At 69.4% G+C, this 11,016-nt stretch carries 11 protein-coding genes; 2 read left to right on the forward strand and 9 right to left on the reverse strand.

Features of this window, described 5'->3' with window-relative positions:
* Window positions 1–175: 175 nt before the first annotated feature.
* Window positions 176–2,281 carry a TonB-dependent receptor gene (locus tag AC2W7C_RS07460; RefSeq protein WP_486000873.1) on the reverse strand — a complete coding sequence of 702 codons (2,106 nt, stop codon included), beginning with the start codon at window positions 2,279–2,281 and terminating at the stop codon, window positions 176–178.
* Window positions 2,278–2,718 carry a hypothetical protein gene (locus tag AC2W7C_RS07465; protein WP_486000874.1) on the reverse strand — a complete coding sequence of 147 codons (441 nt, stop codon included), beginning with the start codon at window positions 2,716–2,718 and terminating at the stop codon, window positions 2,278–2,280. Before AC2W7C_RS07465 ends, AC2W7C_RS07460 begins: the two co-directional genes overlap by 4 nt.
* A gap of 167 nt (window positions 2,719–2,885) precedes the next feature.
* Between AC2W7C_RS07465 and AC2W7C_RS07470 the strand changes: the two genes are divergently transcribed.
* Window positions 2,886–5,234 carry a GH92 family glycosyl hydrolase gene (locus AC2W7C_RS07470; protein WP_486000875.1) on the forward strand — a complete coding sequence of 783 codons (2,349 nt, stop codon included), beginning with the start codon at window positions 2,886–2,888 and terminating at the stop codon, window positions 5,232–5,234.
* On the opposite strand, the gene AC2W7C_RS07475 is transcribed toward AC2W7C_RS07470, so the two are convergent.
* The 4 genes from AC2W7C_RS07475 to AC2W7C_RS07490 all read right to left on the reverse strand — a co-directional run bounded on the left by AC2W7C_RS07475 (window position 5,231) and on the right by AC2W7C_RS07490 (window position 7,828).
* A complete protein-coding gene (locus AC2W7C_RS07475) occupies window positions 5,231–6,628 on the reverse strand; it encodes a glycoside hydrolase family 47 protein (RefSeq protein WP_486000876.1) in 1,398 nt (465 codons plus the stop codon). The genes AC2W7C_RS07470 and AC2W7C_RS07475 overlap by 4 nt on opposite strands.
* A gap of 90 nt (window positions 6,629–6,718) precedes the next feature.
* A complete protein-coding gene (locus AC2W7C_RS07480; protein ID WP_486000877.1) occupies window positions 6,719–7,261 on the reverse strand; it encodes a hypothetical protein in 543 nt (180 codons plus the stop codon).
* Between the two features lie 121 nt (window positions 7,262–7,382).
* Window positions 7,383–7,556 carry a hypothetical protein gene (locus AC2W7C_RS07485; protein ID WP_486000882.1) on the reverse strand — a complete coding sequence of 58 codons (174 nt, stop codon included), beginning with the start codon at window positions 7,554–7,556 and terminating at the stop codon, window positions 7,383–7,385.
* Window positions 7,475–7,828: an acyl-CoA thioesterase gene (locus AC2W7C_RS07490; RefSeq protein ID WP_486000883.1), complete on the reverse strand. Its 354-nt coding sequence runs from the start codon at window positions 7,826–7,828 to the stop codon at window positions 7,475–7,477. The genes AC2W7C_RS07485 and AC2W7C_RS07490 overlap by 82 nt, the downstream gene beginning before the upstream one ends.
* A 230-nt stretch (window positions 7,829–8,058) precedes the next feature.
* Between AC2W7C_RS07490 and AC2W7C_RS07495 the strand changes: the two genes are divergently transcribed.
* Window positions 8,059–8,235, forward strand: coding sequence for a DUF2798 domain-containing protein (locus AC2W7C_RS07495; protein WP_486000878.1), 177 nt, complete (start codon window positions 8,059–8,061; stop codon window positions 8,233–8,235).
* Window positions 8,236–8,338: 103 nt separating this feature from the next.
* Here AC2W7C_RS07495 and AC2W7C_RS07500 read toward each other — a convergent pair whose 3' ends face one another.
* From AC2W7C_RS07500 to AC2W7C_RS07510, 3 genes are all read right to left on the reverse strand, one after another.
* A complete protein-coding gene (locus tag AC2W7C_RS07500; RefSeq protein ID WP_486000879.1) occupies window positions 8,339–9,106 on the reverse strand; it encodes a proteasome-type protease in 768 nt (255 codons plus the stop codon).
* Between the two features lie 72 nt (window positions 9,107–9,178).
* On the reverse strand, window positions 9,179–10,003 hold the full coding sequence (locus AC2W7C_RS07505; protein ID WP_486000880.1) for a transglutaminase family protein: 825 nt from the start codon (window positions 10,001–10,003) through the stop codon (window positions 9,179–9,181).
* A 3-nt stretch (window positions 10,004–10,006) separates the two neighbouring features.
* Window positions 10,007–10,939, reverse strand: coding sequence for an alpha-E domain-containing protein (locus AC2W7C_RS07510; protein ID WP_486000881.1), 933 nt, complete (start codon window positions 10,937–10,939; stop codon window positions 10,007–10,009).
* Between the last annotated feature and the right edge of the window lie 77 nt (window positions 10,940–11,016).

Consider the following 11,016-nt stretch of genomic DNA (forward strand, 5'->3'; position numbering starts at 1 on the left):
CGGCCGCCCCGTCCGGGCCGTTGAAGCTCGGCATGGGCTCCAGCGTCACCTCGATCACCGGCGCGCCCCCTCCGGTCGCCTCGGGCGCGACGCTCAGCAGCGCCAGCCCGGCCCCGACGTAGACAGACGTCACCGCCCCCAGGGCGGCGGCCTTGGTCGCGAAGCCCGCCACGCCTCAGTACCGGAAGTTCACGCCGACCCAGACCACCCGGCCCAGCTGGTACGGATTGGTCGTGAAGCCGATGTTCTTGTAGGGCACGGTGTCGAGCAGGTTGGACACCCGCGCCTCGATCGTCGCCTGCCGCCCGTCCTCGCGCACCAGGTCGAAGCTGGCGTTCAGGTCCACATCGACCGACGGGTCGTATTCGATCAGGCCGTAGACGTCATAGTTGACCCCGTCGATCCGCTCGTTGACGCCGGTGTCCTCGATCCGGTCGAAGCCGCCGCGATAGCGGAGGGCGGCGTTCAGCCCCAGCCGATCGTCGATCCAGCGCGAGCTCCAGTCCACGCTGGCCACGAAGGGCGAGGCGTAGTCGAACCGGTCGTTCTCGCGCGCGATGTCCAGCAGCGACACGACCTGGCCGTTGTAGACGACCAGGGTCGCGCCCAGCTCCTCCTCCTCGTCGACGTCGTATTCGGTCGGGGCGTTGCTCCTGGTCTTCGAGAAGCTGGTCGAGACGGTGAAGCTGTGTCGCCCGATCGTCCGCAGGTACTGGAGCGAGCCGCCCGCGTACTCGCTCTCGCCGTCGTTGGTCGCGCGCGAAACGCGATAGGTCCGGGGCCGCCCGACGTCATCGTAGGTCAAGGTCTCGGTCGTCGAGCTGGTGATCAGGTCGTGACCTTCGCGGTAGATCCCCTTGACCCGCCATTCGCCGCCGATCAGGGGCGCCGGACCCGTGAAGGCCAGCGTCGCCTCGTCGCTGTAGGGCGTGTCCAGGTCGGCGTTGCGATAGGTCGCCGGCGTGCCCACCGTCGTCAGCCGCCAGTTCTCCGAGAACAGCAGCCGCCCGCCTGTCAGAACGCCCGTCCGCTCATAGGTCAGGTTCGAGGGCCGCTTCTCGCGAACCGCATAGCTCAGGAAGCTGCGGCCGTAGTAGCGATTCAGGCCGGCGGTGGCGGTGATCCCCCACCACGGCAGCGCGCGGCTCGCCGACAGCCGGGGCGACAGATTGTGATTGCCCAGGAAACTTTCGTAGTCGTAGCGCACCCCCGCCCGGACCGTGACCCCGGCTAAGTCGCGCGTGTACTCGCCCCACAGGCTGACGGCGTCGATGCCGACGTCGAAGTCGAACGGCTGGTACGAGATGTAGCGGGTCAGCGCATGCTCGCCCGCCATGCACGCCACATCGGTCGGCGAAGCGCAGGCCGTGCGGACGTCGTAGGTCCCGCGCTGATAGGCCCGGTTCTCCTCGGGGCGCTGCTTCTGGGCCTGGATGCGATCGTAGTCGAAGCCCAGACGCAGGTCGCCCCCGCCCAGCGGCTGGCTCCAGCGGCCCAGCACGGTGGTGTCGTGCTGGCTCTGGTTGATGTCGCCGAAGCCGCCCTCAGTGCACGACGTCGCCGCGCACCAGTTCACCGACCCGCCCGTCGGACGCGAGAAATTGTACCGCGGCGCCTCGCGATCCATGTCCGACCAGGCGTGGTTCAGCTCCAGCTTCCAGTCCGCGGCGCCGTGGACCCCGTCCAGCGACAGCTTCGCGGTCGTGCCGCCGCCGTGGGTCAGGACCCGGTTGCGGATGCCGTTCTGGCCCTCGAACTCGCTGCGGTACGGCGCGTGGGTGACCTGCGCCGTCAGCCGCATCTCGTCCGGCAGCTCGTACAGCGCCTTGATCAGATAGTTCTCGCTTTCGCTCACCGATCCGTAGGCCGCGCCGCCATAGCTGGCCGAGCGGCGATAGGTCGATTCCGCCCGGGACTGGTTGTAGGCGACCAGCAGCCCCAGCCGCTCGGTGAGCGGCAGGTCGACCGACAGGCTCCAGCGCCTGCGTGAATACTCCGGCTCCTCCGCCAGGGTCCCGGTGAAGTCGTCGGGGACCCTGAACGAGGTCAGATCCGACCCGGTGTAGCCCGCGCCGCCCTGGACGCCGTATCGCCGGGCCGGCTCGCGGGTCACGATCTCGACCACCCCGCCGGTGAACCGGCCGAACTCGGCCGACACGTTGGAATCGCGCACCGAGACGCCGCCGATCAGATTGGTGTCGATGAAGATGCTCTGGGCGCTGACGCCCGCCACGTCCTCGAAATGGGCGGGCGACGTGCCCCGCGACCCCGGCGTGGTCATCTCGAACAGGCTGTTGGTGCCGATCCCGTCCAGGGTGAACAGGTTGTCGTCGGCCGCCCGCCCGAGATCGAGATCATCTCGGGGCGCAGGTCGCGCAGGCTGTCCTCGTCCACCCGCGTCCCCCGCTCGATCGCGAACTGGGTGTGGGGCAGCCGGCGCAGGAGGTCGATGACGTCGCCGGATCCGGCCGCCCGGGCCTCCACCGATCGGGCGTCGAACCGGCTCAGGCCCGAATCGATCGGGTCGCCAAAGGCGTAGGCGGGGGCCGTCGCCTGGCGCTCGGTCACCACCACCACCGGCAGGGCCTCGCGCGGGATCTCCGGCGTCTTGGAAGTCTCGGCGGACTGGGCCGCCGCGGCCGCCGGGATCGACGCCAGCGCCAGCGCGCCCCGCCGCCGCGCCCCCGCACGATCCGACCGTCGGTGAGAAGTCGTCATGGCCAGCCCCTTTGCGATTGAGGAGGCGGCCTTACAGATAATGACAATCGTTCGCAACTTGACTCGGATACAAGGTTTGTTTCCGCCCGGCGGTCGGAGGCCGCCCTGGAGGGTGGCGCGCCCGTTCGCGCCTGCTAGGGTCCGGGCGGGAACCAGGAGGGCTTTTCATGGCGGGGATCGGCCACAGGGCGACGTTGGCGGTGATCGCGGCGCTGAGCCTTTCGGGCTGCGCGACCGCCCAGGAAGCGCCAGCCGCGCCGCCGACGCCCTTCGAGGCTGTCGATCCCTTCATCGGCACGGCCGGCAAGGGCCACACCTTCCCCGGCGCCGTCGCGCCCTTCGGCATGGTGCAGCTGAGCCCCGACACGGACTACCGTCCCTTCCGCCAGTCCTACGACTGGGCCTCGGGCTACCGCTACGACGACCCGACCATCATGGGCTTCTCGCACACCCATTTCTCGGGCACCGGCCACTCGGACCTGGGCGACGTCCTGATCACACCGATCTCGGGCGAGGTGCGCTGGGACCCCGGCGCGGCCGACCAACCCGGCTCGGGCTACCGGTCGCGCTACAACAAGGCCTCCGAAGTGGCCGAGCCCGGCTACTACGCCGTCAGCCTGACCGACTCGGGCGTCCGCGCCGAGCTGACCGCCGGCGTCCGCGTCGGCCTGCACCGCTACAGTTTCCCGCGCAGCGCGCCCGCCCGCATCCTGCTCGACTTCCGCCCGTCCATCTACGACTACCCCGGCAAGGTCCTGTGGTCGCGCATCCGGGTGCGCCCCGACGGCGTCGTCACCGGCTTCCGCGAGACTCGCGGCTGGGCGCCCGGCCGCCAGCTCTACTTCGCCATGCGCTTCTCCAAGCCGATGGTCGGCTACCAGTTGCAGAACCGCGAGGAAGGCGTTCTCTACAACGGCTTCCGCCAGCCCGGCCGAGGGCTGGACGACCGCGCCCAGGTCCAGGGCCGCGCCCTGGAGGCCGCCTTCGACTTCGGCCCCATCGCGGGCCCCCTGCTGGTCAAGGTCGCCATCTCGTCCGTCGACGAGGCCGGGGCGATCCGCAACCTGGACAGCGAAGGCGGCGACTTCGACTTCAACGGCGTGCGCGGCCGCACCCGCCTGGCCTGGGAAGAGGCTCTGGGCGCCGTTGACATCGAGGCCTCGCCCGAGATGCGGACCAGCCTCTACACCGCCCTGTACCACGCCCTGATCGCCCCGGCCGTCCACGGCGACGCCGACGGTCGCTGGCGGGGACCGGACAACGCCGTTCATCAGGCGGATTTCACCGTCCACTCGACCTTCAGCCTGTGGGACACCTTCCGGGCCGAACATCCCCTGCTGACCCTGGTCCAGCCCGACACCCGCAACGCCGACATGATCAACTCCCTGATCGCGGCGCAGAAAGTCAGTCCTTACGGCATCCTGCCGGTCTGGTCGTTCCACGGCCAGGAGACCTGGACCATGATCGGCTATCACGCCGTGCCGGTGATCGCCGACGCCTATCTGAAGGGGATCGAGGGCATCGATGGTCAGGCCGCGCTGGACGCCATGGTCGCCTCGGCCACCTATCGCCCCTACGGCGGCCTGGGCGACTACATGGACCTGGGCTACGTCCCTATCGACCGCGAGCCGGAGGCCGCCTCCAAGACCGTGGAGTACGCCTACGACGACTGGACCATCGCCCGCATGGCCGAGCGCCTGGGCCGGGCCGACATCCAGGCGACCTTCGACCGCCGCGCGGGCTTCTGGCGCAACACCTTCGACCCGGCGACCGGCTTCGTGCGCGCCCGGCTCGCCGACGGTTCGTTCCGCGAGCCCTTCGACCCGACCGCCATCAACTATGGCTCGGACTACACTGAGGGCAACGCCTGGCAGTACTCGTGGTTCGTGCCCCAGGACATGGCCGGGCTGATAGCGGCCATGGGCGGCGACGCCGCCGTCGTCGCCAAGCTCGACGCCATGTTCGAGTTCGACAACACCGGCCTGGACTACTCTCACGCCGAGGACATCGCCGGCCTCATCGGCCAGTACATCCACGGCAACGAGCCCAGCCACCACAGTGCGTATGCCTATGTCTACGCCGGCGCGCCCTGGCGCACTCAGGCGCGGCTGAAGCAGATCATGGACACCCAGTACCACACGGCCCCGAACGGCTTGGCCGGCAACGACGACGTAGGCCAGATGTCGGCCTGGCTGATGTTCACGGCGATGGGTTTCTATCCGGTCACGCCGGGGTCCGGGCAGTACGTCATCGGCCGGCCGTTCGCCGAGCGGATCGCCCTGAACCTGCCCAACGGCCGCCGCTTCGTCATCTCGACCGAGGGCCTGTCGGATGCGAACGTCTACGTCCAATCGGTCACCCTGAACGGCCGCCCCCTGGAGCGGACCTGGATCGGCCACGACGAGATCCGCGCCGGCGGCGAGTTGCATTTCGTCATGGGCGCGGCGCCGAACATGACCTGGGGGACTAGAGTTGAGGCGCGGCCGTATTCGATGAGCGGGCGCCGGGCGCCCTAGCCTTTCACGAACCCCCTGAGCACGTTCGCCTCGGTGCTCAGCTGCAGCTGCGCCAGATCCACCCGCTTCGGCTCGGCGAACATCAGGTAGTAGTATTTCATCTGCTCGGACCACCAGTAACCGGGGCAGTTGTCGCCCTGCTCCATCGGCCGGGTCGTGATGTCCTTCAGCGCGGTGTAGCCGAAAGGCCCCTTCGAGGTCGCCTTCATGTTGCGGTAGTGGATCGCCGTCAGCGTCCGGTAGCGGTCGTCGCGGTCGCCCAGCCACAGGTTCAGGCAGGCGTCGGCGAACTCGGGGCGCAGGCCCGTGCCCTTCCCACGCGGCGTCTGGGTCGTGACCTCGATCGATTCCGGGATGATGACGTAGCGCTCCTGCATGGCGGTGTAGGAGGCCAGGAAATCGTCGCCCTCGGCCTTGCGGCCCACCTGGCCCAGCAGCCCCGCCAGATAGCCGCCCAGCACCGTCTGCGAGGTCCGGGTCACCTCGCCGGTCTCATAGTCGACCATCGGGAACCAGAGCTGGCCGTTGTAGCGCTTGCCCTGGTGGCGGATCATCGCGTCGCAGCACTCTTCGGCCCAGCGCTTCATGTCCGTGTCGCCGAACAGCTCCCAGCTGTCCCACAGGTATTCGTAGAAGCTGTCCGCATAGACGTCGATCGAGGCGTTGCGGCTGATGAATTCGCCCGTCTCGGCGTGGATGTTGGCCGCCATCAGGCCGATGTCCGACCGCCGGTCCAGCGCATGCTCCATCGCCCGCTTGGCCGCCGCATAGTAGCGCTCGTCGCCGGTCAGCCGGCCCAGCACCCCGAACTCCGTCGCATAGGTGCCGATCTCGGCCAGGTTGGTCTCGGGATCACGCACCGCGCCCGTCTTCAGGTTCACGTAGCGATACGGCAGGCCGTGCGGCGAAGCGTCGAAGGCCTTCAAAAGACGGTCCGCCAGATCCTTCGCCTTTTCAAGCACCACCGGATCGCCACACGCCAGATGCGCCGACAGCAGGCCGCCGACCAGCCGGATATTGGTCTCGAACACCTGACTCATCGCGTCGACGTCGAAGTCGAGGCTGGACTTCACCCAGTCCACGCCGGCCTGGAACTCCTCGTCCAGCTCCATGATCCACAGCGTGTCCAGCGCCTCGACCAGCGACAGGCCCAGGTCCCGGCCCTCGATGAAGAAAGACTGCGCCGTCCCCGACACCGGATTGATCTCGTCCTTGCCCCAGGCCTTGGCGACATAGTGATCCCAGGCCCACTTGAACTCGGCCTTCACGTCCGCGCCCAGCGCGGCCCAGTCCTGGGATCGCCATCCGCTCTGGGCCCAGGCTGGCAGGCCGCAGGCAAGCGCGGAGCCGCCCGCCAGCGAAAGCACCCGGCGGCGGTCGAGGCGGTTGGACATGGTTGCGGCTCCAGATCCCTTTGCGCCTCCCGGTCGGAGCGCGCTTCCCGGACGGCGGGCCTGACGGTGCACGCCCCGCGATCGATCAGATCAGCGGACGGGGATCACTTCAACCGCGGAGCCGGTCCAGCCCAGCACCCGGCCTTCGCCATCCACGATTTCGACCCGGCCGGCCCGCTGACGCAACTCCGGTCCGTGCAACAGCAGACTTTGCCGCACGTACCCGCCGTTCCGCGACAGGAAGACGTCGAACGCGCATGCCCCATCGGCCCCGCAGAAGGCGGACTGGGCCGATTCGGCGCCCGCGCATCCGACTCCGCCGCTGTAGTCGACGACATAGTCGGGCTGGCCGTCGCCGTTGATGTCGGCCGCGCGCAGCCCCTGCGGCCCCACCTCGATCCGTCCGCCGTCCGACCGGCAGACGCCGTCGGCCTCGGCCAGGCTGTCCTTCAGCCCCTGGGGGGCGGACGCCTCGAACACGGCCCAGTCCACCTCGGTGATCGCCGACGGAGTCGGGGATGGGCGCGGCGCCTCGGCCGCGGGTTCCGCCTCCTTGGGGGCGGCGTTCTGCTCAGCCGGCGGCGAACAGCCGGCCAGCATCACCAAGGCGAGCAGGACGGGAAACGGACGCATGGCGGTCTCCGGTCGGCAGACGCCGGGCTTCAGCGGCCCGGCCGGGTGATCCAACGCCTTACCCCTGCTTGGTCCCGCGTCGAAACCTGACGGGCGAGAGAGCGGCGGCGGGCCCGTCTCGTCAGCCGCCCTCCAGGGCCCGCGCCGCCGCGATGAAGGCCTCAGGCACCGGCACGGCCTGGCGCGATCCGTCCAGCGCCACGCACACATAGGTCAGGCCCACGTCGGCCAGCAGTTCGTCGCCCCGGAAGATTCCCACCCGGGGCTGGAACGACGTTCGGCCGAACCGCTCGATCCGCGCCCCGAGCCGCAGCATGTCGTCGAAACGGGCCGACGCCCGGAATCCAGCTTCGCGCCGGCGGCGAACATGTCGATCCCCAGACCCGTCGTGCCCTCATGCCCGGGTAGGCCGATCGCCCGGAAATACTCGGCCATCGCCACGTCGGCGTAGACCAGATAGTTCGGATTGAAGACCACGCCCTGCATGTCCACCTCGGCCCAGCGCACCCGCAACGGCTCGAAGAAGACGAAGTCGGCGGGGGTGGACGGGGTGTCGAAGGCGGCCATGCCGCACGCTAGGCGCCCCGCCCCGGCCCGCGCAAGGCGCCGCTGCGTCACCCCGATCCCTCTGGGCGCAAGCACTTGCGATCCATTCGCAAGATCGCTAGGAAGTCGCCGTCGTCGTCGGGCGGCCGTAAGTGTCTCACGTCAGACAACGCATCCCCCGGTCGCGGCCGGGGCGCCGGGCGACCGGCGGATGCGACACGGCCGACGACCTTCTTTCAGAGAGATGCTCAATGCACCCCTCCAGCATCGTCTTCCGACGCCTGCCGTCGCGCTACGCAGCCCTGGTCCAGCCCCTGGTCCTGTCAGTGATCATGACCTTCGTGGTCTCGGCGATCGCCACCTTGCGCAACCTCGGCCTCTCGTCGACCTTCCCGGCGGCGTGGATGACCGCCTGGGGCTTGTCGTGAGTGGTGGCCTTCCCGGTGCTTTTGGGCGTCCTGCCGGTCTTGCGGCGCATCGTCGGCCTGCTGGTCGAACCGGCGCGCTAGGCGCTCGGAACCGCCTGGGGCCTCAGCTCCGGGCGGCCGCCAGCCGGGGACCGCCCATCATCCAGGGCGGCTCGGGCATCGCCCGGCGGGCCTGGGCCTGGGCGCGCGTCCACTGGTCGTGCAAGTCGGTGAAGTAGGAGTCGTCCTCCTCGATCCGCCGCTGCTCCCCGCTCAGATAGTCGCGGCGCAGGGTCAGCATGTCGAACGGCGCGCCCACGCCGACGTTCGAGCGCATCGTGGTCGAGAACGAGATCAGGCCCAGCTTCACCGCCTCCGCCAGCGGCGCCCCGTACTCCAACCCGCTCTCCAGGATCGGCTTGCCGTACTTCAGCTCGCCGATCTGCAGATAGGGCGTGTCCCGGCCGCACTCGATGAAATTGCCCTGGCTGTAGATCAGGTACAGCCCCATCTGGCCGCCCTTGATCTGGCCGCCCAGCAGCATGGTGGCCGAGGTGTTCAGGCTGTCGGCCTGGAGCGCCGGCGCGATCGACTGGCGCACGCTGCGCAACGCATGGCCCAAGAGCTGGGCGCAACGGAACAGGCTGGGCGCCGTCTCCAGCGTCTCGGGCTCCTCGCCGACGTTCAGGTGCACGCCCTCGCGCGCCATCGCCAGCGCCGTCTGGGTCACCGACAGATTGCCGGCGGTCGCGACGGCTAGAACCCGCTCGCCGGGATGATCCACCACATGCAGCTTGCGATAGGACGAGATGTTGTCGACGCCCGCGTTGGTGCGGGTGTCGGCGATCATCGCCAGCCCCTCTTCGACCAGCATGCCGACGCAATAGGTCATGACGCGCGCCCGCTCCGGCGTCCGTTGATAGTCCGGCCACGGTAACAGATTCCCGCCGGTCGAACCGCCCGATCACGCCTGCTGCTGGCTCTGTTGCAGGTCCGCATCACGGACGCTCAGCCGCACCGCCAGCCGTTCTCCCCCGCCGCCATAGCTGGCCCCCCGCACCGGCGCCGCGCCCAGATAGTCCAGCCCCGTCGCCACCCGTACGTAGCGCTCGGTGGGGCAGATCCCGTTCGCCGGGTCGAAGCCCACCCAGCCCAGGTCCTCCACCCAGGCCTCGGCCCAGGCGTGCGCCGCCTGCTGATCCTCGCCGTCGCGCCGCGCCAGATGGCCCGAGACATAGCGCGCGGGCGTGCCCATGTGTCGGGCGCAGGCGACGAAGACGTGGGCGTGGTCCTGGCAGACTCCCCGCCCCAGGGCCAGGACCTCGCTGGCGGTATGGGTCGGCGTCGTCACCCCCACCTCGAACGCCACCGATCCGTGGATCGCCGCCATCAGCCGGTGCATGCGCTCAAGCGGGGGATGGGCCGAGAACTCCGAGGCGAACACCCCGATCAGCTTGTCACGCCGGGTCAGGGCGGTGTCCCGCAGGAACACCAGCGGCGACAAAGTCTCCTGGTCCGGAGGCACGACCCCGGCCGCGTCCGTCGTGGTCACCTCGCCCGACACCCGCACCGTCAGGCTCTGGGTCGGCTGCTCGGTGTAGAGGGTGTGCACCACATTGCCGAAGGCGTCCTCGGTCCGGCGCAGGCGGGCGTCCACGTCGGTCTCGACGTTCCAGTGCCGGACCTGCTGGGCTTCGCTGGACCGCGGCGTCAGGCGCAGCGCCTGGATGATGAACCGCGCCGCCCGGTCGTAGGCGTAGGTGGTGGCGTAGTCGATCCGGATACGCATCGCTCAGCTCAGGTACTGGTCGTGGATGGCCTGGCCCAGCCGTCCGTTCTCGGCCAGGAAGGCCTGGATGTACTCGTGCAGCCCCGACTGGAAGATGACGTCGATCCGGGACTGGTCGAACTGCCGCATCCGTTCCGCCGCCAGCCGCTGCGCCGGCCCGCGCCGGCCGTAGTCGGCCGCCAGCTTCTCCAGATAGCGTACGATCGACGCTTGGCAGCTGGCCAGCGAGCGCGGCATCTGCCGGTTCAGCACCAGCAGGTCGGCCACCAGCCACGGCTTGACCGAGTCGCGATAGACCCAGCGATAGGCCGTCAGCGCCGACACCTCGCGAAGCAAGGTGGTCCACTGGAAATAGTCCAGCTGCCCGCCCACCCGTTCGCCCTCGGGCAGCAGCAGATGGTACTTCACGTCCAGCAGACGGGCGGTGTTGTCCGCCCGCTCGATCGCCGCGCCCAGCCGCAGGAAGTAGTAGCCGTCGTTGCGCAGCATGGTCCGCGAGGCCGCTCCCTCGAACGACAGGGTGACGGTCTTCACCCACTCCAGGAACTGGGCGAAGTCGTCGCGCCGCGTCGGCTGCCCTTGGTCGGCCAAGCCGTTCCAGGCGCCGTTGATCGCCTCCCACAGCTCGATGGTCAGGGCGGTGCGCACTGACCGGGCGTTGGTCCGCGCGCGCGTGATGCAGGCGGTGATGGAGGAGGGATTGTCCGGCGAGAACGCCAGATACTCCCTCACGGACTTCTCGGTCGGCGTCCGCCCCAGGGCCTTGGGCGCCCCGGCCGAGGCCAAGGCGCTGGCCCAGACGGTCTCGGCGTCCCCGTCGCCCCGCGTCGGGATCGCGGCCAGACGCAAGGTCGCCTCCAGGATCCGCGCCAGGAAATCGGCGCGCTCGATGTAGCGGCCGGTCCAGTACAGGCTGTCTGCGGTTCGGGAGAGCACTAGAATTCCTCCCCCTGCGGGGGAGGGGGACCATGCGAAGCATGGTGGAGGGGCGTCGGAGCGAGCGCGGAGCCCCC

This window comes from Brevundimonas sp. CURTG3B2_SDJG (assembly GCF_057364705.1).

Coding starts and splice junctions, on each gene's coding strand:
- AC2W7C_RS07490 (WP_486000883.1), bottom strand. CDS start 7,828: ATGGCCGCCTTCGACACCCCGTCCACCCCCGCCGACTTCGTCTTCTTC.
- AC2W7C_RS07470 (WP_486000875.1), top strand. CDS start 2,886: ATGGCGGGGATCGGCCACAGGGCGACGTTGGCGGTGATCGCGGCGCTG.
- AC2W7C_RS07480 (WP_486000877.1), bottom strand. CDS start 7,261: ATGCGTCCGTTTCCCGTCCTGCTCGCCTTGGTGATGCTGGCCGGCTGT.
- AC2W7C_RS07465 (WP_486000874.1), bottom strand. CDS start 2,718: ATGACGACTTCTCACCGACGGTCGGATCGTGCGGGGGCGCGGCGGCGG.
- AC2W7C_RS07460 (WP_486000873.1), bottom strand. CDS start 2,281: ATGACCACGCCGGGGTCGCGGGGCACGTCGCCCGCCCATTTCGAGGAC.
- AC2W7C_RS07475 (WP_486000876.1), bottom strand. CDS start 6,628: ATGTCCAACCGCCTCGACCGCCGCCGGGTGCTTTCGCTGGCGGGCGGC.
- AC2W7C_RS07500 (WP_486000879.1), bottom strand. CDS start 9,106: ATGACCTATTGCGTCGGCATGCTGGTCGAAGAGGGGCTGGCGATGATC.
- AC2W7C_RS07495 (WP_486000878.1), top strand. CDS start 8,059: ATGCACCCCTCCAGCATCGTCTTCCGACGCCTGCCGTCGCGCTACGCA.
- AC2W7C_RS07505 (WP_486000880.1), bottom strand. CDS start 10,003: ATGCGTATCCGGATCGACTACGCCACCACCTACGCCTACGACCGGGCG.